Here is a 19,773-nt window from a genome sequence, read left to right on the forward strand (position 1 = left end):
GTCACAGGTGGCCGGATACCCCGGAACAGGTGGCCGGATGTTGTCGGAATGGATGGCCGGATCCTCCGGAATACGCAAAAGGTTTGGGATAGTCTTTAGAAGCGTGGTGAGAGACGAAAATGCCTCATCTTCACGTTCACCTTCTTGTATCGAACCAATCTCTTTCCAGACGCTCCTAGTTATCAAAGTACGTGGATTCTCTGACGCCTTGTCCTCACACAGAACAACCTTCAACACACGCTTCTGTGCCTCATCAAATTCGATTATAAAACCGTCAAATCCCTTATCAGCCTGCCGGACATGTGGAGGTGCAAGTATGCTCGCTGGATTAGCTAATCGAGCAGCTACCCATGATACATTTTGAAAGAGATGTCCGTCCCTGTGATAGATCGATACCTTAATTCGGTCACCCGCCTTTTTTTGCTCATTCAAATCGCCATCCCGCGACAATTCGAGGTCAGCCTTTTTTGGAGCAGTGAGCTTTTGAATCGCGTTCGGCAAGACTCTGTCTGTTGAGGAACGCGCCCTGGTTTCAAGCTCCTTTATGACGCGTTCGGCGTTCTGCTCTTGCTGCACGTAAAGGTATGCCAACACGGTGACGAGTTGTTCTCGCTTACCCGATTCGATCGACCATTCATTCAGACAACACTCAGCCGACAGACGTTCAGATAAAACTATCGGCATGACACACACTCCGGATTTGCAGTCTGATGAAATATCCAAGAACACACTTTATAAGTGAGCGGTGTGACAGGCTTTCTCCCGAGAGCTGTTGGATTAGCCACAGGCTGTCAAGCGAAATCGGACTGCGCAAAGTACTGCCTGCCTGAGCGTCGGCTGTAGCAGGGTTCGTCTTTCCTCTCAAAGCCTCCCCAAACCGCAGATCTAAGGGTACTTTGTAGATACTAATTTGCATAGATGTGGGTTTGAATATCCATGAAAGCGCGCTTAATTCCAGAGATAGCGCCAAGTGCATTCTTGGCACCATTGGTCCCACCATATCTCACACGTAAGAAATCAGTTATCTTCGATAAAGCAAGTTCATCAACACCATGGATCTCATAAGCTGCTAGCACCGCCTCAAGAAATGAGCGCATCTCTCCTTCGATGCCTGACAGTCCAACATCTCGCGCGGCATTGGCTCGCTGAGACCGTGCCACCGGAGCCAAAGTGAATTTCACGTAGGCCAGCACGTCAAAAACGTCGCTATTGGGCGCATCAATCAAAAGTTTCATGTCTTCTAGACGGTCGTTGTCATATCCACGATCCGCAAGCACTTTGAAAAACTGTACGCGAGTTTCGGGGTTGCTCCAAATCGCGCGCAAATGTTCCTCGTCCTTTACCAAGTCACTCAGATCGCCAAACAGCTGCTGCATGAACTCTGCACCCGAGATCATCTTTCCATCATGCGAAAAATACGTGGTCGTTGCGATATACTTGATCTGGCGTTCTTTGCCGTCTGCCAACTTCACCACGATCTTTGCTTCGGGTTCCGGACTAGGCTCTGGCGGTTCGCCCGTGCCTACACCAGTAGGGTTAGAGGTCGTTTTTGGCGGCTTGGGATCATCAGGTGGCAGCGGCTCACCATCCCACTCAGGGTCATTGAAATGCTCATACGCCTTAACAAAATCAAATACTGTGAAGAAGTCTTTGCCTTCAAACGTGCGCGTGCCACGCCCGACGATCTGCTTGAACTCAATCATCGACTTCACAGGGCGCATCAATACGATATTGCGCACGTTGCGAGCATCGACGCCCGTAGACAGCTTTTGAGAGGTCGTCAGGATCGTTGGAATACTGCGTTCGTTGTCTTGGAACTCGCGCAAGTGCTGTTCGCCCAGCGCACCATCGTTGGCGGTGACGCGTTCGCAGTAGTGGGGATCGTCGATGTCTTTGATCTGGTTGATATAGTCGCGCACCGCAGCGGCGTGGTTTTGGGTGGCACAGAAAACAAGCGTCTTCTGGCGCGGGTTGATCTGATCCATGAACTCGTGAATCCGGCTTTGTTCGCGTTCGGGGATCACGATTTTCGAATTGATCTCGGCTTCGGTGTAAACGTGGTCAGGGTCAATCTCGCCCCCTACCACTTCATCATCAGGATCATAGACGTAGGTATCAATCGTGCTGGCCATTTGGCGCACTTTGAACGGGGTCAAGAAACCGTCGTCGATGCCGTCACGCAGGGCATAGGTGTAAACCGGTTCGCCGAAGTAGGAATATGTGTCAGCGTTCACCTTTCGCTTTGGCGTAGCAGTCAGACCAAGCTGCACAGCGGGTTCGAAATATTCCAAAATCTTGCGCCAGGTGCTTTCGTCCTTGGCCCCGCCCCTGTGACATTCATCAATGATGATGAAATCGAAAAAGTCAGGTTCGTAATCCCGAAAGTTGAAATCCTCTTCGCCGTTCTTGTTCTCGGTCATAAACGTCTGAAAGATCGTAAAGAACACATTGGCGTTGCGGGGCATCTTGCCTTTTTTGCTAATCTCTTTGGGGTTGATGCGCGACAAGGCGTCGGGCGCAAAGGCCGAAAACGAGTTATAGGCCTGATCAGCCAGAATATTGCGATCTGCAAGGAACAGGATACGCGGGCGGCGCGTCGGCTCTCCTGACAGGTTCCAGCGTGACTGGAACAGCTTCCACGCGATCTGGAACGCGATGGAGGTTTTGCCCGTCCCTGTCGCCAGTGTCAGCAGGATGCGCCGTTCACCTTCTGCCATCGCCTCTAGCACGGCATTGACTGCGCCCGCCTGATAGTAACGCGGTTGCCACTTGCCGCCGTCGGTTTCAAACGGCACCTGCCCGAAACGGTCGCGCCATGCGTTGCCAGTGGGGTAACACCGCGCCCATAGGTCCGCAGGCGACGGCACCGCACCCACCTCTTGTTCGGCCCCAGTGTGGCGGTCGATTTCCCAGTAGCGCAGACCATTGGTGCAATAGGCAAAGCGCGCGTCGATGCGGATGGCATAGTCAAGCGACTGGCCACGTCCTTCGGTAAAGGCCAGACCGGCGCGCTTGGCCTCCATCACGGCCATGACATGGCCATTCATGCGCAGCACGTAATCAGCGGGCTTGGGGGCGTTCGTCTGGCCCCCTGACATGATCCGACCGGGCCAGAGCATTTCTTCGCGGTGCACCCGCGCGCCTTCAATCTTGGCGGTCCCCTCCCAGCCATTGGCGGCAAGATCAGGGTCGATCCGCATGGCCCGGGTATCTGCCTCGGTCTCATTCGCAAGGGGGGCTTGGTCAATCATGGGTTGAGGGTAGCCTCAAGTCAGTTCGCCCGCAAAGGCCTTTTGCAGGAGGGATTGATGCAGGTCGGCGATGTCGGTGAGTTTAGTGCGGTAATCTTGCGCTGCCAGATCAACTTTCGCCCTATTCTCGGTCATTCTATCCACAATGGATTGTTGCACGTTCAAATCAGACGGCACGCCGATCTTCAGCTTTCCCCATTTGGATTTATTGATGATCGGAAGGGTAGCTTGCCCCGAATTTGCAATGACTTGTTTTTGGAAAGTAGGTGTTATGAAGTGGAGATATGCAAAGTAATGATGCAGCCCATCATTCGGCGTTAAGGCGTTGATCTGCTGGTTAGTCGCGATGGGCCGATCATTGTAGCCTGACTTGCCAATGGTCGCGCCGATGCAAACCATCACAGCAGAGTTCTCAGGGATTATGCGAGCACCAGCCAATCCTGCATCGCTTAAGCCCACATCATCGTAGTCTAACGAACCATCAGTCCGGAAATGCCCTGGTTTGATAAACGGTAGAGCGTTACCGTATTGATCAGCTTCTCCAGATTTGGGCGTCCCTCCTGTCGTTAGTTTGCCTAGTGATGACAGTTCATATTTTGGCCACTGCTGCGCATCTTGGACTAACCATTTATCAAGAGTTGCCTCGAACAACTCCCGCGCGTTTTGGAGGTTGGCTTCGGCGTTTTCTTTGGCGCGGGTTAGCCCCTCAAACGCCGCATCCAAAACCGCCACAATCCGCTTTTGCTCTTTGAGGGGAGGGATTGGGATTTCATAGCCTTTCAAAGAACCCGCAGAAAGTTCTTTGAAAGTTGCACCAGTTCCTAGTTCTTGGAGATGTTCAACATTACCTGTCAAGAAGTAGAACAGATATTTCAGATCAAGCTTATCGCTCGGGGTTAAGCCTCTGCAGCCCTGATTGAACGCCATTGGAACGGTGTTGATTGATAGATGCCCAATCGGTGCACGAGTGGACATTATGACTGAACCGACAGGTATTAGTTTGGCGGAACACTTGGACAGCCCAATTTTCGTTATCATTCTTGGCGTATCAGCAACATAGGCCGTTTCTTGTTGCCCCATGTCCTTGGGGGTTAGCCAAGGCACTTCGTCGCCCCAATAGTCCGCAATGTTCGATTTCGGGGTGCCGCCGTTTTGAATGGCACAAACCTCCCCAAGCATCTTGACCTCCCAGCCCGCCTTCACAGCATCCCCCTGATCTCTTCCAAGATTGTTGCGGTCTCTGCGTCCCGCGCCAGCATGTCTTCGATAATGTCCGCAGGGGAGCGCAAGGCCGCTTCCTCGGGCGCAAAGGGGTTCTTGACGGACATATCAACCGTGGTCGCATCAATATCGCTGCGCTGCACTGTCCAGCTTTTGGGGCTGTCGGCCCGCGTCTTTTGCAGTGCCACAAATTCGGCCAGTTCATCATCGCGCAGGGGCGACCCCTTGCCCAAGGACCGTTCAGGGTTCAGCGCGTAGAACCACGTTTTATGCGTCTTGCGCCCTTTTTCAAAGAACAGCACGACGGTTTTCACCCCTGCCCCTTGGAACACCTTTGCGGGGCAATCCAGCACGGTGTGCAGATCGCAGGTCTCTAACAACTCGCGGCGCAAGGCGGCGGCGTCGCCATTGCTTAGAAACGTGTTCTTGATCACCACAGCGGCGCGCCCGCCAGCCTTTAGCTTGCGGATAAAGTGCTGGATAAACAGATAGCCCATCTCGCCCGATTTGATTGGAAAGTTCTGCTGCACCTCTGCACGCTCACCAGACCCGAAGGGCGGATTGGCAAGGATCACGTCGTGACGGTCCTTTTCCTGAATATCCATCACGTTTTCGGTCAGCGTATTCGTGCGTCGGATATTGGGGGCGGCCTTGCGTGCCTGAGCCAAACCAACATCGGGATACACGCCTATCGAGAGCAGCCGTTCTTTGCCATCCATGCGGTATTTGAACTGCCAAAGCTTCGAGCCATTCGGCTTAACCAGCACGAACAACCCCTCGAAATCAGAAACCTTATAGGCTTTCTCGCGCGGCTTTAGGTTTCGCACCTGAATATCTGACAATGGCATCGCTGGGGGTATCACCTTTCCGGAACAAACCCGACACCCCCGCAAACACCCCCAATCCGGGGGTATCTTGCAAAACGCCATTACACGGCGTTGGACAACAGGAGATCACAAAGCCCTTATAATGCAGGGGTATTTGGATGTCATCGGATAAATTTGGACGGTAAAGTGGTGCCCCCACACGGAACCAACCCATTGTTTACAAATGTTTTTAATTGCTCTTCCATGAGTGCATCCACCTTAAAAATATAGCCGCAACTGTCCTTAAGTGCCTTGTCCTGCTCGGTCCTATCCAATAGCTTAAGGTGGATATTATGGGGGATACAAAAATGCGGGCAAAAAACAGACTGACGGCGATTTTCCTGAAAACCGCGCCCGTGGGGAAACATTGCGACGGGGCCGGGCTATGGCTGGTGAAGCGCGACGATGGCGGCGCGCAATGGGTCTTGCGTGTGACCGTTCACGGGCGGCGGCGTGAAATGGGCTTGGGCGGTTTTCCAACGCTGTCACTGGCAGAAGCGCGCAATGTAGCGGAACGCTGGCGCAATGTCGCAGCGGCTGGCCGTGACCCCGTAAAGGAACGCGAAGCCGAAGAACGCGCGGCACGGCGTGAAGATATATCGCTGGCCATTTTAACCGCTGACGCTTTCGAAGCCCGCAAGGCGGAACTAAAGGGCGATGGCACGGCGGGCCGGTGGTTATCCCCCTTGACCCTTCACGTTCTGCCCAAGCTGGGCCGTGTGCCGGTGACCGAACTGGACCAGCGCGATATTCGCGACACGCTGGCCCCGATCTGGCACACGAAGGCCGACACGGCACGAAAGGCGATGAACAGGCTTTCAATCGTGCTGCGACACGCGGCGGCGCTGGGCTTGGATGTTGATATGCAAGCTACCGAAAAGGCCAAGGCGCTTTTGGGGAAAACACGGCACAAGCCAAAGAACATTCCGGCGATGGATTGGGCCGATGTGCCGGACTTTTATTGCAGTCTTGAAGAACCGACGTTGACGCATCTTGCGTTGCGGCTTCTGATATTGACCTGCGTTCGATCAACGCCTTTGCGCACCTTGCGGCTGGAACAGATCGAAGGCGACGTGTGGACCGTTCCGGGCGACGCGATGAAGGGCCGCAAAGGTGCAACGGAAGATTACCGCGTGCCACTTTCACGCGAAGCCCAGCGCATTATCGACCTAGCACGCCCGCACGCGCGCAACGGCTTTTTGTTTCCAAACACACGCGGCGGCGTGATTAGCGACATGACACTTTCACGGATGATGGAACGGCGCGGCATGGAAGCCCGCCCGCATGGCTTCCGCACAAGCCTGCGTACATGGCTGGCCGAAGCGACCGCCGCCCCGCACGAAGTGGCCGAAGCCATGCTGGCACATATGACCGACAGTGGCGTGGTGCGGGCCTACCGGCGCACGGATTGGATAGAACAACGGCGCGAGTTGGCCGAACGTTGGGCCGACCATGTGACGGGCGGAACTGGGAAAGTGGTTAAGCTGGCGGAGGCGGGATGATGGCAAGGGACAAAACCGACAAAACTGACAAAACCCCGGTTGCACTGAACGAGTGGGGCGTCCCCGACTGGCGCGACGAAGAAGCATACGGTGAAACGAGCGGTTGGACACTGGATCGTTGGCGCTGGGAGTTTTTCAGACGCCGCGAAGATCTGCGGAAATGTTTTGATGACCATGCAGAAGCTGAATACCAGTCCAATCAGCGGCTTCTCAATGATCCCACAATTCTTATTAATTGTTTCGGCGGCAAACCTTCAGAGCCCGGGTTCACGGTAAGCGTTGTAAACAGCCGAAAGCATTTTGATTATGTTTCGATCCCAAACCCACGAATTGGTTGTCAGCCAGCGGGCATCCTTAAGCCGTGGAAGAGTTATCGGACAGGAAACGTTATCAACGGCAACGTGCGGGACCTCAGTGAAAGCATTCCCGAGCAGGACCTCAATGAAAGCATCTCGAAGCAGGAGGTCATTGAAATAGTCTGCGAGCAATTGGAGAGTCAGCTCCCTTCAACGCGACCGTCATACACACAAGAACAGGGAAGTTTTACGAATCTTTCTCCAATCAACTTTTTTGAAATGCCTCTTGAACAGCATCAAGTGGCTATAAAATTCGATCTGGATCAACCCCTTGAGCCACAAATGAAAAAAGTACGTGAAGTGCTTCGATCACAGCAGAAAAAAATTCATGGCAAGCTAATTCAAACCCGTCGTCATACTACGAAATGGCTTCAATATCTGCGTTCACTCGACGCGCGGGAGGCGGGAGCAACATGGTCAGAGATAGCGGCCCTACACGTGGAAACGATGCAAAGCGAACAAACTGGGCGAGACAAATGGGCGCAGGCTCGCGCATTGTGTTTTAATTTCGATTTTTAATTCACAATTTTCAGGGCAGGCAAGGCCTGTCAGCTTTGGTCTATCCAATACATAAAAGGATAGACAAGCTATGCAGTACCTTACGTTCACGGAACTCCGCGCCAAGCTGGGCGGACGTTCACGTTCAGCCATCTACCTCGACCTAGCGGCCGGTCGACTTCCCCAGCCGGTGAAGTTGGGCGGTAAGCTATATTGGCCTGAAGTGGATATTGACGTTCGTCTTCGCGAATTGCGCGATCTGGCCACATAATAGATGGATAGAAAGAGAAACCCCGGCGCGCTGGCGGGCGCGTCCGGGGTCGATATGCTCAGCCATGCGAATGCGGCAAGCCTGTCAATTATACCAACTGCAGCCCAGCACAACAAGCAGTTCCCACTATTTTGCCATACGTTCTTCGAGGTAGGCGCGACTGGTTTGTCAGTTATGCCTGCACCAAAAGTTGCCAATATTTGGCAGCGCAATTCCACGCGGGGAGATCACGCAGCACCCTGGAGCGGGAAGTGCAACTGTCATCCTGTAAAAGTTGGAAAGATGCTGAGTGTGGCAGGAGGAGTGGGCAATGGCTAACCTTTCCCCCGAATTGGGCGCACGTCTGGGACGGCTTCTGTCGAGGCTAGAATCTGACTCCCCCGGTGAAGTGGTGGCGACCGTGGCTGCAATCCGGCGAACACTCGATCAGGCAGGGCTGGACCTTCACGACTTGGCGGCGCGCCTGACCGAACCCCCGCGCGAGGCGCATCCGAAGCCCAACACTCCCGACGACGGCGCGGACCTTCTGGCGTTGGCGCACTGGTTGCGTCTTCACGCGTTCACACGGCTGACGCTCCGTCACAGGGAATTTGTGAACAACGTATCGCACCTTCTGACAAACGGGAATCCGTTGACCCCGAAGCAAGTGAAATGGCTGCGCGATCTGTATACCGTACAAAAGGGACATTGACCCATGACTGACGCGCAGGAATTGACCCAAGACCTAGGCGGGAAGTGGTATCGAACCTATGGGGTTGCACCTTGCCCCTGCTGTCAGCCGGAAAGGGCCAAGCGGCAGAATGCCTTGACGCTATCTGATGGGCGCAGCGGGCGCCTTCTGGCGCACTGCAAGCGCTCAGAATGCGCCTTCATTGACATTCTAGCGGCGGCGGGCCTGCGCGCCGGTGACTATCGTGTCCCGGACTCGGCAGAACTTGCGCAACACGATGCTGATCAACAGATGCAAACCCAGCGCAAGGCGGATCAGGCAAAGCGACTTTGGCGTGAAGCCCAGCCCATCGCCGGCACGCTGGCCGAAATCTATCTGCGTGACGTTCGAGGTATCACCTGCCCCCTGCCCGCGACGCTACGTTTTCACGCCGAAGCGTGGCACGGCCCGACCGCTCGGCGCCAGCCTGCAATAGTGGCGGCAGTGCAAGGTGCAAGGCTTCCTGCGGTGCACCGCACTTTTCTGCGACCCGATGGCTCGGGCAAAGCTGGGTTAGACGGTGGCGACAAGCTTATGCTGGGCGGCACGCAGGGCGGCGCTGTGCGGCTGTCTGACGGACATTCGCGACTGGTGGTGGCGGAGGGCATAGAAACCGGCTTGTCTCTGGCCTGCGGGCTTCTGGATGGGCCTGCAACGGTCTGGGCCGCACTTTCGACCTCGGGCCTTCGCGGGCTGCGCCTTCCTCATCGACCGGAGCGGCTGACCATTGCCCCCGATGGCGATGAACCGGGCCGCGCGGCTGCGAACGCTCTGGCCGAACGAGCGCACGGCTTGGGCTGGCAAGTTGGCATACTCGACCCCGGAACCGGGCGCGACTTCAACGACATTTTGACGGAAAGGGCAGCGGCATGAACGCGCAATCCATGAAAGAAATACCATTCGCACCATCATGGCCGGAACCTGACCTGCGCCTATTGCGCACCGAACTGCCCCCAGCGCCGACACTGCCGCTGCGAGATGTGCTGGGGCCGCGCTTGGCGCAATGGGTGGAACAGGCGGCGGAATCCAAGGGCGCGCCCCCTGATTATGTTTTTGCGGCAATGCTGGCGGCGGCCGGCGCGACCATTGGGAACACGCGCTGGGCGCTTGTTTGGCAAGGATGGACTGAACCGCCCGTCATTTGGACTATGTGCATCGGCCTGCCCAGTGCGGGAAAAAGCCCAGCGATTGACGCGGCAATTCAACCGCTACGCAAGGCCGAACGCCCCCTGCGTGAAGCCGCAAAAAAGGAGCTGGCCGAATGGTCAGAAAAGGCGGAGGTTGCTCGGCTAATGGAGCAAATCTGGAAAGAAGCCACGAGGGTGGCAATTAAGGCGGACCAGACACCCCCCGCCAAGCCCAAGGGCTGTGATATTGGACCTGCTCCACATGTCCCCCGACTGGTGGTCAATGATGGTACAATCGAGCGGCTAGGCGCTATTCTGGCGCAGCAACCCCGCGGCACGCTGCAAATGCGCGATGAATTGGCAGGATGGCTTGAAGGGATGCAACGCTATGCGGGCGGTGGAACCGACCGCCCGTTCTGGCTCGAAGCTTTCGGGGGGCGGAGCTTCACAGTGGAGCGGATGGGCCGCGAACCGCTAACGATCGACCGACTTTCAATCGGAGTGCTGGGCGGCATTCAACCTGAGCGGCTTAAAACGCTTCTATTCAAAAGCGATGATGACGGGCTTCTTGCACGCTTCCTGCCAATCTGGCCGAACCCATCGCCCCTTCGCCGTCCGCAGGTGTGGGCAGATGAAGCGATGATGGAAGGGGTTTTGGCAAAGCTACTGACGCTTGACCTTGTGACCGATGAACACGATGTAATTCGCCCGTTCTTTATTCACTTCAGCGAAGACGCGCGCGACCTGATGGATGACTTTCGGCAGAAGGTGAGGGGCTGGGAGGGTGAGGCCGATGGGCTAATGTTATCCTTCCTTGGAAAGCTGCCCGGACTAACGGCACGGCTGGCGCTGGTGCTTGCCTTGCTAGACTGGGCGGCGGAAGGAGATGAACAACCGCAATTGATCTCTGTCCAGCACTTTGGGCGCGCTGCGCGTTTGGTGGAAGTCTATTTTTTACCGATGGCGCGGCGGGCATATAATGATGCCGGAACAACCAAGGTCGAACGCGCGGCGCGACGACTGACGGAAATCATTCGCAAACAGGGATGGCACCGCTTCAGTTCACGGGAAGTCATGAAACTTGACCGCTCGGGGCTGGGTACCAAGGCCGAACTCGACCCGGTGTTGGTACTGCTGGAAGATGGTGATTGCATTCGCTCGGTTGAGCCGACTGTGAAGCCGCAAGGCGGAAGGCCAAAACGGCTTTTCATTGTAAACCCAGCCCTCCACGGGCAACGGATATGAATTTCAGAAGGTCGGGCTGTCAGTTTTGTCAGAAGAGGGCACGATAGAAGCTTCAGAAATTTGAAGCGACTGTAGCAAATGTTGCACCGCGTAACGGAAGAAATCGCAAAGGCGCGTGACCTACAGCATTTGACAATTACCACTGCCGCCAAGGGTCCTTTGCATCTTCTGAAGGCACATTTTCCTGAATGAAACTGAATACAGCTTTTTGAATTACCCTCGAATCTTCATGGAGTCTTATCTTGAGTTAACAATTGTTCACATTGAAAATCGTCGATGACACAAACAGAAACACGAGGCACCAGCATGCAGGACAAAGAAATTTTCAACCCATATCGCCGCGAATGCCCCTATTTCAAGCGCCCCCACCAATCATGCGGGCATGCTTGTTTCGAGTGCGACGTCGGCGAATGTCGTCGTTTTTTTGAACGCGGCCTCTCGATCGAAGGCCATCCTCTCCCACCAAAAGAACGACCTCGATGCGATGCCGCTACAAAACAGCTATTCTCTTGCCGCAATCCTGTCGTTCCAGGCAAGCGACGGTGCAAGTTCCATGGGGGAGCGAGTACCGGGCCAAAAACGCCGGAAGGACGGCAAAGGATCTCTGAAGCGCAGAAGTTGCGTTGGGCAAAGGTGCACTATCAGCAGGCTGCGAATTGATGAAAAATTATAGTAAAAAGGCCGCAATCGCCCGAATATACTTTCCGCAAGCCCCATGGAGAGGGCCAGCGCACTGCCCTATCAAACTGCCTCTCCGGCCAAATTGCGCGGGTCCTGTTCATTTATTCCGCGCAATAGATCTGTTTTTATCTCAAAGATCATCCTGACCGTAGCACAGACCTTGCATGCAGCTTTCGGCGTTTCTGCATAGTAATTTGCGTGAGCGATGTCGTCGCGCAAGCCTTCGATGCGCTTGAACTTCGCCTCCAGCTGTCGGCGGCTTCCCGTCAACAACTTGCCCTTCAAGATGATTGTCGCCTTATCGCAAAGTTGGGTGAACACGATGTCGTTCACATATCCGTCGCCTTCTTTCGCCCGTGCGATCGCTTTACGGAGCGGCCGCTGTCGATCCTGGCTGATCAATCCCATCCACTGCTCTGATTCACCGTCCCATTCAATCTCGATGCGCCGCGCCATCACGATTTCCAAGCTGGTCATCAACGTGAACAGCGCGGCCCGGACCGGCAGTTGCTGCAAGTCTGACAGGCTGATCAGACCGGCGACCTGATGGCCTGAAACAACCAGTCGGGTTGGGCGACCATCGGCCGTTTTGACAAAGTCGAAGATGCTGGCGTCTGCGCCGATCACCATGTCCTCCGAGAATGGCTCAAAGTCTTCTTTAATCAGCGCATCCGGTGCAGTGCGCCCAAACCACTGCTCAGCGTTGTGAAGCCCAAGGTATCGGCCCCTGTCATCCACCACTGGGATAAAGCTGAAGCTGTCCACATTCCGGGCCATCACGGTCGCTGCACTTTCCTCGCGCCGACAGGTCATCAGAATATCGCGCGGGGTCATGATCATCCCGACGGTCAGGCTTCCTTGCACCCGATCCAGAACTTCAAATCCGATATCGCCCCTTGCCGCCCAGCGCTCACGTATTTGCAACTCGCACCCCCATTCGGGTCAGCGCAGTGGCTGCAAACTCTTGGCCGTCTCGCGACCTATCAGCTATTTTCTTGAGCAGGCGCCCTTGCGCATCCCATTGCTCGACTTGCGTCTTCTGATGGCGAAAAGTGTGAAATCGATCCCAGATGAAAGCGAGCATTTCGGACCAGACAAGCTGCGTCACCTCAGGATAAGTCGCACCGAGATCATCATTTCGGCTAGATCCGACTGCGACCAGACGCACACGAAGCCCCATTTCACTAATGTGAATGCCCGATTTGTAGATATCCGATGCTGCTTTTTCAATATGGCCGGGTGGCAGGCAACCGATCGCGGCCAAGACCCGGTGCACGTTTTGGTGATCTTCGAGCGTCCAAGGGCCATTTAGCGTGCAGGGTTGGTTTGTCTTCACTTCGGCGATGACGACATCAATCTGGTCTGCAGAGAGGGACAGCCGGGCCTCATCGTCGTGCATTATGTCTTGCGGGTCATCAAACAGACGCTCGGCACGGTAAGGAAATCGTACGGCTAAGAGATCGGCATCAGTGCGTTGCGCACCGCGGCGCTCTGGATGGACGACAAAGTTTTCAATTTGAAGAAAACCATTGAGGCGAAAATACCAATAGGCGATCTTTTCAGGTTCTAGCGACCCCGCCGGAAGCGGGCGAGGAGGACGGGTCATTGCGCCACCTCCAATTCCTCAGCAGATGGCTCCAGCGCCTCGTACAGGAGGGCGTTGAGGAGTTTGCGGCGGGTGGTGGCGGTGGTGGTGAGGCTGGCTTCCAGCTGATCGCAGAGGGCCATCAGCGCATCGACCTTGGCCACGATGCGGTGTTGTTCGGCGAAGGGCGGGAGGGGACACGGGTAGGAAAGCAACTTGCCCTGATAAATGGCGCATACGTTCGTCGTGTTTGATTTCAGTCCTTCGATCAGATCTCTACCAATGGGGCTTCGAAACCAAATATCCACAAAATCAGGGCAGACGTCGGGATGGAATTTTGCTCGAAGTATATTGTTGTTAAAGAGGAAAATTTCGGAGTCTGTCAGTCTAAAGATGCAGGTCTTCCCTACAAGTTCCCGGCTGTTTCGCGTATTGAACAGAAAATCGCCATTCTCCAGGCGGAAGCACTTGGCCTCATCTTCACTCGCGTCAATGCGGGCAAGACTCGACAGATCCATGCCACCATCGTTGGCAATGTTATTCATCTTAAAGTAGGCGAACGCGAGCTCAGGTCCTTGCTGCGCTTTTCCTCGATCAAGGCCGACGCGAGCCTCAACGGGCAATTCTCCGAACGTAGTCCACACCCACTGTTCCGGCAGATCGTGCGGCGATTTGACTGCTGCTTCGCCGGAAGAACTCTCCTTCCCGCGCATCGCTTTCTTTGGGCTCTCCTCAATCCGCCTCATCAACTCCGCCGCCGGTTCGTCGGTCGGGTCCTGCGCCACAAGCTTCCCGCGAACAGCGAGGTCCAAGATGGTTTGGCGGAGGGTTTTGATTTGGTCGGGGCGGGTGGTGAGGGTGGTGAGGGATTGCAGGGCAAAGCGGGCATTTGTTTGGAAGGAGGGAGCGGGGATGGTTTCCGCGTCCGCCTCGGGGGCGGTCAGCCGGGCAAGGCTGGCGGCGGTCAGCCGATCCCGCACCGCCTCTCTCCCCGCCCGCGCCGCCTGCAACCTGTCACACAACGCCATGAGTTCATCGACCTTGGCCACGATCCGCTGCTGCTCGGCGAGGGGTGGGAGGGGGATCAGAACTGTTTTTAGATGGCCAGTTGATACGCGAAATCGCGTCGCTCCTTTCCCGTAAGCCTCAATTTGGGCGCGAGTAGTTGGGGCGTTCATCGCCAGCACAATGAAATCAGCAGAAGCGTTCCTGTCTGGACGCAGAATAGCAACGTCAACAACGGTTATTGCTGGTTGACCGATGCCCAGAAAAACGCAGGCCCTTCCAATGGGGTTTGGCAGTCGCGCAATCAAAACATCGCCGACTTCTAGTCGTGTGCAATTCAGCCTGACTTCGGTTTCCTCGGTCAAGAACCTATTTGATTTGTCTAAGAACGCGCCAACCCCAACGTCAGCAAGCTGGATTAGTCGAACGCCACCGTTTTCAGCCTGATCCTTAGTCTCAATCCAATCTCCATCAACTAAAGAGCGTGGTGATAGCGTATCCAGTGCCGCTAAATGCCATCCTTCCGGCATCGAGAAAGGAAATTCCGATTCTGAAATATCAAGCGGCTTAGCTTTTGGCTTTCTGATCTCACCCGACTTCACCAGCCGCGCCTTTTCCTGCACAATCCGCTTCAGCAACTCCGCCGCCGGTTCATCGCCCGCATCTTGCTCCACCAGCTTACCCCGCACGGCGAGGTCCAGTACGAAGCGGCGCAGGCGGGGGATGGCGTCTTCGGCGTCAGAGATGCGGTCGTAAAGCGCCAGCAGGCGGGCAGAGGAAAACGTGGCGTCCTTCATCGGGCCAGCGCCTCGGTCAGGATAGCCTTCAACTGATCGCGCAGGGCGGCAGTCTCGGCCTCCGCCGTTGTCAGATCGGCCAGCAGGGTTTCGGGGTCGCCGTGATCCTCGGCCACCGTATGGGGGTTCTTGACGTCAAGGTTATAGCCGCGCGCCTTGATCTCTTCCGCCGAGACCTTCCACGCCTGCGGGCCTTCGACCCGCCCCTCGCGCGCGGCACCGCCCCACCATGCGGCGCAATCGTCCAGATGATCCAGCCGGATCGGCCGCGTCATTGAATAGGCCTTTTGCGTTTCGGGCACCTTGTGTTCCCAATACCAGATGTCCTGCGTGGGCTGGCCCTTTTCAAAGAACAGCAGGTTGGTGCCGATGGAGGCATAGGGTTTGAAGACCGAGTTCGGCAGCCGCACGATGGTGTGCAGGTTGCATTCCTCCATCAGGTGTTCCTTGAGACGGGTCTTGACCCCCTCGCCGAACAGCGAGCCGTCGGGCAGCACCACGGCGGCGCGGCCACCGGGTTTCAGCAGGCGGATAATCAGGGCAAGGAACAGATCGGCGGTTTCACGGGTGCGGAATGTGGGGAAGTTGGATTCGATCCCGTCCTCTTCCTTGCCGCCGAAGGGCGGGTTGGTCAGGACGATGTCGACACGCTCATCGCGGGTCCAGCTGACCAGCGGCCGGGCCAGCGTGTTGTCGTGGCGCACGAAGTCGGGTTCTTCAACGCCGTTCAGCAGCATGTTGGTGACGCAGAGCATGTGGGGCAGCGGTTTCTTTTCCACGGCACGCAGGGCGCCCTGCATCTGGGCCTCCTGTTCAGGACGCTTAACGTAGTTGTCGCGCATGTGGCGCATGGCGCAGGTCAGGAAACCGCCGGTGCCGCAGGCCGGGTCGAACAGGATCTCACCCGGCTTGGGGTCGATCTGCTGGACCATGAAGGCGGTGACGGCGCGCGGTGTGTAATATTCGCCCGCATTGCCCGCGTTTTGCAGGTCGTTCAGGATTTGCTCGTAAATGTCGCCGAAGTGCTGGCGTTCGGTCAGGTTGTTGAAATCGACCTCGTTGATCTTGTTGATCATCTGCCGCATCAGCTGGCCGGATTTCATGTAGTTATAGGCATCCTCGAACACATCGCGGACGACCTTGGCGCGGGGGCCTGCATTGGTCGGCAGGGTCTTGAGTTCGGTGAACAGGGTATTGTTGACGAAATCCAGCAGCGTGTCGCCCGTGATCCCTTCGGGGTCCGCCGCCCAGGCGCGCCATTGAAGGTTGGCTGGGATCGGGGAGGTGTAATTATCCTTGGTAAGTTCAAGTTCCTGATCCTGATCGTCGATGATCTTCAGGAAGAACATCCAGCACAACTGGCTGATGCGCTGGGCATCGCCATCAACGCCGGTGTCTTTGCGCATGATGTCTTGGATGGATTTGACGAGGGTGCGGACGGACATAGGTTATGACTTCTTCTTTTCTTGGGGTGCAGGTGACGATTTCTTCATGAAATCATCCCAAAGGGTGTGTGCGATTTCCTCATCAACCTTGTCCAACGCTTCGTTGCGCAGAAGATCGAGCGGATACCAACGCTCATTCTTCTCTTGATATAGGACGCGGGTGTAAATGTTACCTGTATGGGAGAGACGCCAAGGTTCGTACGTTTCGGACAGTTTTGTATAGGCATGATTGAGGCTTTGAACTGGAGAGTCCGAGAACGGTTCGGGCAGACAAATCGAGGTCGACTGCAAACCTATTGCTTGGGGGCCGTGCGTCATCAGCCAAAGTCCACCATATTCTTCATCATATGTGCGCATTTGCGCGTAATGGGGCTTGCCAAGCGTTACCCTGACTAAATGCAGAAACACAGGGCTCCAACCATCGAAACACAGCGGCGAAAGTTTGCTACGCATGTCATTGCCATTGATCAAATGATCGGCAAACGGCTTTTCAATTTTTGACTTCTCTTTGATCGAGAGCATCACGCGAAGTTCCGTTCCCTGCTCAAGAACTTTGTACCGATTTTTCGTTTCCATCCGCTCAAGAAACAGCGGGTCGGAAATTGAGCTCCTGTCTAAAATCAACGCGGCCTTCGCGTCAGGACTGACCGGAATGACTCCGCCGTATGCGGATTCCCATACACCGTCCACATATTTGACTGGAAGCCGAAGTTGCCGTGACGATGGGGGTTTGGTCATGCGCTTTCTTCGTAGATGGCAGATTGCAGATCGTGGACGGCCTGTTCGAACCCAGGTTTTCCCCCGAAAGCGCGGACGAGTTCAACCACACTTCCCATGCCGCTGAATGGCGCGATCTTCAGGACGCCAAGATCGCCGAGGTTCATAACACCTTCGTCGGCATATTTTTCAAGCAAGGCTTCCAGCACGGCCTTTGCCTGGGGGCCATACTTGGTGAACACATCGCGTTTTTTCACGCTTTCAGCCCGCTCATGCCGGGTAAGAGGCTTGGCATCAAAGGCGATGTGGCAGATCAGATCAAAAGGGTCGAGATCCTTGCCAAGCTCCACCGCAATCAGGTCAAGCGGCAGACCTTCGGCTTCCAGTTCCTCCAACACCGCCTGCCTGCGCCCATCTCCATTCCAGCGTTTGAGAAAATCATCAAGGCTGGCGAACTGCTTTTGCAGGGCCTTCCGAGTATAATCGCGCAGGGATTCCGTGACCAGTTTGCCGTTTTCGTCAAGATATTCGATCCGCTCTGCGACGATCAGCGCACCCACGCCGTCAACATAGACCTTACGGTTCGGGCTGCCGCTAAACGGGTCCACGGGATCAATCAGCACGGTTTCCTCGCCACCCGGTTCTGGCGGCAACGGCTCGCCATCTTCACCGGTCTGGGGCGCATCATCTGGCGGCGTGATCGGATCATCAGGGCCCGGCTGGTAAATCTGGACCGGTTCGCCGTCGAACTCCGGGTCGGCAAAATGGCTGGTCGCGCCACGGAAATCCATCACAGTGAAGAAAAGCTTCTGTGTATCCTCATGCACACGGGTGCCCCGGCCGATGATCTGCTTGAACTCGGTCATGGACCCTACATCCCGGTCGAGGACAATCAGGCGGCAGGTTTGCGCATCGACGCCGGTGGACAGAAGCCGGGAGGTCGTCACGATGACCGGATAGGCCGCTTCGGGGTCGATGAAGTTGCCCAGTTGATCGATGCCATCCTTGTCATTGCCGGTAATGCGCATGACGTAGCGATGGTTTTGGGCCACCAGATCAGCGTTTTCATTGATCAGAGCCTGACGCATGCGGGCGGCGTGCTCCTGATCGACGCAGAAGATGATGGTCTTGGCCATCCGGTCGCCGCTTTGTTTCAGGAACTCCGACACCTTTCGGGCCACCAGCCTGGTGCGATCATCCAGCACCAGTGTGCGGTCGAAATCTTTGGTGTTGTAGATGCGGTCATCGACTTCTTCGCCGTCGCGGTCCAGCTGGCCCTGCACCGGACGATAGCCCTGCACATCGCGGTCGATATGGACCTTGATGACCTTATAGGGCGCAAGGAAGCCGTCGCGAATGCCCTGCTTTAGAGAATAGCTGTAAACCGGCGCACCGAAGTAATCGATGTTGGAGGCATATTCGGTTTCTTTTGGCGTGGCGGTTAGACCGATCTGGGTCGCTGTTGTGAAATGGTCGAGGATTTCCCGCCAAGCGGAATCGTCCGCAGCACTGCCCCGGTGGCATTCGTCAATCACGATCAGATCGAAGAAATCCCGTGAGAACTCCTTGTACAGCTTTTGACTTTCGTCCGGGCCGGTGATGGCCTGATAAAGCCCCAGATAGATTTCATAGGAGGTATCGATCCTGCGGCGCTTGTCCAAGGCCAGCCTCACGTCGGTCGACGTGCCGTCGGCGCGCTCAATAGTTTTCGATTGGGTCGACAGCTTTGCCATATTGCCCGCAAAGGGCCGGAAGTCGTTCACCATGGTCTGATCGATCAGCACATTGCGATCCGCCAGAAACAGGATGCGCTTCTTCTGGCCTGCCTTCCAAAGCCGCCAGATGATCTGGAACGCAGTATAGGTCTTACCAGTGCCCGTCGCCATAACCAGAAGGACCCGGTCCTGACCTTTGGCAATTGCCTCAATGGCAGAATTGACGGCATTGACCTGATAGTAGCGCGGCGTCTTACCACTGCCGTCGTCAAAGTAATCCTGAAGCGCCACAACCGATGCGGCATCAGAAAGGCCCTTCCAGGCACAATACCGCGCCCAGAGGTCGGCAGGCGACGGAAACTGGTCCAGCGTCAGGGTGACTTCCGGCGTTGGGCTCATGCCAGTTCGGTCGTGAAAAACAAAACCGTCGCCGTTCGAGGAAAACACAAACGGGATTTCAAGTGTTTCAGCATACCCCAAACCCTGCTGAAGCCCAGCTCCGATCGCTTGGGTGTTTTCCTTTGCTTCAATTAGAGCAATCGGAATGTTTGGCTTTACGGAGAGGATGTAATCGGCACGTTTGCCCTTACCCCGGCTCACCAACTTTCCGCGGACAATGATCCTGCCCTTCGTAAAGCTGACCTCTTCCCGGATTTGGTTTATTTCGTCCCACCCGGCACCGCGAAGTGCAGGCGTGATAAACTTGGTGCAAATGTCGCGCTCACTGAGCGATCGCTTGTCCATGCAGTCATGTCCCGGCTGCGCGATGCACCGTAAGAGCG

General features: G+C 55.7%; 16 protein-coding genes. 6 read left to right on the forward strand and 10 right to left on the reverse strand.

The window, feature by feature from the left end:
• The 4 genes from ACEN2R_RS13810 to ACEN2R_RS13825 form a co-directional block, all read right to left on the reverse strand.
• Positions 1-684, reverse strand: a 684-nt coding sequence (locus tag ACEN2R_RS13810) for a hypothetical protein (RefSeq protein ID WP_442043170.1), incomplete at its 3' end; no start/stop codon positions are given.
• Between the two features lie 221 nt (positions 685-905).
• A complete protein-coding gene (hsdR, locus tag ACEN2R_RS13815; RefSeq protein ID WP_442043172.1) occupies positions 906-3,251 on the reverse strand; it encodes an EcoAI/FtnUII family type I restriction enzme subunit R in 2,346 nt (781 codons plus the stop codon).
• A 15-nt stretch (positions 3,252-3,266) separates the two neighbouring features.
• Positions 3,267-4,454 carry a restriction endonuclease subunit S gene (locus tag ACEN2R_RS13820; protein ID WP_442043174.1) on the reverse strand — a complete coding sequence of 396 codons (1,188 nt, stop codon included), beginning with the start codon at positions 4,452-4,454 and terminating at the stop codon, positions 3,267-3,269.
• Positions 4,451-5,320: an N-6 DNA methylase gene (locus ACEN2R_RS13825; RefSeq protein WP_442043176.1), complete on the reverse strand. Its 870-nt coding sequence runs from the start codon at positions 5,318-5,320 to the stop codon at positions 4,451-4,453. Before ACEN2R_RS13825 ends, ACEN2R_RS13820 begins: the two co-directional genes overlap by 4 nt.
• 311 nt (positions 5,321-5,631) lie before the next feature.
• Between ACEN2R_RS13825 and ACEN2R_RS13830 the strand changes: the two genes are divergently transcribed.
• The 6 genes from ACEN2R_RS13830 (at position 5,632) to ACEN2R_RS13855 (ending at position 11,706) form a co-directional block, all read left to right on the forward strand.
• On the forward strand, positions 5,632-6,840 hold the full coding sequence (locus tag ACEN2R_RS13830; protein ID WP_442043178.1) for a tyrosine-type recombinase/integrase: 1,209 nt from the start codon (positions 5,632-5,634) through the stop codon (positions 6,838-6,840).
• A complete protein-coding gene (locus tag ACEN2R_RS13835; protein ID WP_442043180.1) occupies positions 6,837-7,715 on the forward strand; it encodes a hypothetical protein in 879 nt (292 codons plus the stop codon). Before ACEN2R_RS13830 ends, ACEN2R_RS13835 begins: the two co-directional genes overlap by 4 nt.
• Before the next feature lie 560 nt (positions 7,716-8,275).
• The gene (locus ACEN2R_RS13840; RefSeq protein WP_442043182.1) at positions 8,276-8,656 is read left to right on the forward strand and encodes a hypothetical protein; all 381 of its coding nucleotides are present in this window, start codon (positions 8,276-8,278) and stop codon (positions 8,654-8,656) included.
• 114 nt (positions 8,657-8,770) lie between these two features.
• Complete coding sequence (locus ACEN2R_RS13845) at positions 8,771-9,547, forward strand: DUF7146 domain-containing protein (protein WP_442043184.1); 777 nt, start codon at positions 8,771-8,773, stop codon at positions 9,545-9,547.
• On the forward strand, positions 9,544-11,046 hold the full coding sequence (locus ACEN2R_RS13850; RefSeq protein WP_442043186.1) for a DUF3987 domain-containing protein: 1,503 nt from the start codon (positions 9,544-9,546) through the stop codon (positions 11,044-11,046). Before ACEN2R_RS13845 ends, ACEN2R_RS13850 begins: the two co-directional genes overlap by 4 nt.
• A 306-nt stretch (positions 11,047-11,352) precedes the next feature.
• Positions 11,353-11,706: an HGGxSTG domain-containing protein gene (locus ACEN2R_RS13855; RefSeq protein ID WP_442043188.1), complete on the forward strand. Its 354-nt coding sequence runs from the start codon at positions 11,353-11,355 to the stop codon at positions 11,704-11,706.
• A gap of 81 nt (positions 11,707-11,787) precedes the next feature.
• Here the strand turns inward: ACEN2R_RS13855 and ACEN2R_RS13860 are convergent, their stop codons facing one another.
• The 6 genes from ACEN2R_RS13860 to hsdR (ACEN2R_RS13885) are packed head-to-tail and all read right to left on the reverse strand — an operon-like array spanning position 11,788 to position 19,735.
• Positions 11,788-12,651 (reverse strand): hypothetical protein, encoded by an 864-nt coding sequence (locus ACEN2R_RS13860; RefSeq protein WP_442043190.1) that lies wholly within the window; start codon positions 12,649-12,651, stop codon positions 11,788-11,790.
• Positions 12,638-13,333 (reverse strand): hypothetical protein, encoded by a 696-nt coding sequence (locus ACEN2R_RS13865; protein ID WP_442043192.1) that lies wholly within the window; start codon positions 13,331-13,333, stop codon positions 12,638-12,640. Before ACEN2R_RS13865 ends, ACEN2R_RS13860 begins: the two co-directional genes overlap by 14 nt.
• Positions 13,330-15,114, reverse strand: a complete 1,785-nt coding sequence (locus tag ACEN2R_RS13870; RefSeq protein WP_442043194.1) for a restriction endonuclease subunit S — start codon at positions 15,112-15,114, stop codon at positions 13,330-13,332. Before ACEN2R_RS13870 ends, ACEN2R_RS13865 begins: the two co-directional genes overlap by 4 nt.
• Complete coding sequence (locus ACEN2R_RS13875; protein WP_442043196.1) at positions 15,111-16,559, reverse strand: N-6 DNA methylase; 1,449 nt, start codon at positions 16,557-16,559, stop codon at positions 15,111-15,113. The genes ACEN2R_RS13870 and ACEN2R_RS13875 overlap by 4 nt, the downstream gene beginning before the upstream one ends.
• A 3-nt stretch (positions 16,560-16,562) precedes the next feature.
• Positions 16,563-17,297 carry a hypothetical protein gene (locus tag ACEN2R_RS13880; protein ID WP_442043198.1) on the reverse strand — a complete coding sequence of 245 codons (735 nt, stop codon included), beginning with the start codon at positions 17,295-17,297 and terminating at the stop codon, positions 16,563-16,565.
• Positions 17,294-19,735 (reverse strand): EcoAI/FtnUII family type I restriction enzme subunit R, encoded by a 2,442-nt coding sequence (gene hsdR, locus ACEN2R_RS13885; RefSeq protein WP_442043200.1) that lies wholly within the window; start codon positions 19,733-19,735, stop codon positions 17,294-17,296. The genes ACEN2R_RS13880 and hsdR (ACEN2R_RS13885) overlap by 4 nt, the downstream gene beginning before the upstream one ends.
• Between the last annotated feature and the right edge of the window lie 38 nt (positions 19,736-19,773).

Origin of the sequence: Pseudogemmobacter sp. W21_MBD1_M6 (assembly GCF_052119585.1) — a bacterium.
Taxonomy (GTDB): Bacteria; Pseudomonadota; Alphaproteobacteria; order Rhodobacterales; family Rhodobacteraceae; genus JBGQOJ01.

What these genes read in the sequence shown, in the direction of transcription:
- ACEN2R_RS13875 (WP_442043196.1), bottom strand. Translation starts at nt 16,559, where the DNA reads ATGTCCGTCCGCACCCTCGTCAAATCCATCCAAGACATCATGCGCAAA.
- ACEN2R_RS13880 (WP_442043198.1), bottom strand. Translation starts at nt 17,297, where the DNA reads ATGACCAAACCCCCATCGTCACGGCAACTTCGGCTTCCAGTCAAATAT.
- ACEN2R_RS13830 (WP_442043178.1), top strand. Translation starts at nt 5,632, where the DNA reads ATGGGGGATACAAAAATGCGGGCAAAAAACAGACTGACGGCGATTTTC.
- ACEN2R_RS13840 (WP_442043182.1), top strand. Translation starts at nt 8,276, where the DNA reads ATGGCTAACCTTTCCCCCGAATTGGGCGCACGTCTGGGACGGCTTCTG.
- ACEN2R_RS13870 (WP_442043194.1), bottom strand. Translation starts at nt 15,114, where the DNA reads ATGAAGGACGCCACGTTTTCCTCTGCCCGCCTGCTGGCGCTTTACGAC.
- ACEN2R_RS13835 (WP_442043180.1), top strand. Translation starts at nt 6,837, where the DNA reads ATGATGGCAAGGGACAAAACCGACAAAACTGACAAAACCCCGGTTGCA.
- ACEN2R_RS13855 (WP_442043188.1), top strand. Translation starts at nt 11,353, where the DNA reads ATGCAGGACAAAGAAATTTTCAACCCATATCGCCGCGAATGCCCCTAT.
- ACEN2R_RS13850 (WP_442043186.1), top strand. Translation starts at nt 9,544, where the DNA reads ATGAACGCGCAATCCATGAAAGAAATACCATTCGCACCATCATGGCCG.
- ACEN2R_RS13825 (WP_442043176.1), bottom strand. Translation starts at nt 5,320, where the DNA reads ATGCCATTGTCAGATATTCAGGTGCGAAACCTAAAGCCGCGCGAGAAA.
- hsdR (WP_442043172.1), bottom strand. Translation starts at nt 3,251, where the DNA reads ATGATTGACCAAGCCCCCCTTGCGAATGAGACCGAGGCAGATACCCGG.
- ACEN2R_RS13865 (WP_442043192.1), bottom strand. Translation starts at nt 13,333, where the DNA reads ATGACCCGTCCTCCTCGCCCGCTTCCGGCGGGGTCGCTAGAACCTGAA.
- hsdR (WP_442043200.1), bottom strand. Translation starts at nt 19,735, where the DNA reads ATGGACAAGCGATCGCTCAGTGAGCGCGACATTTGCACCAAGTTTATC.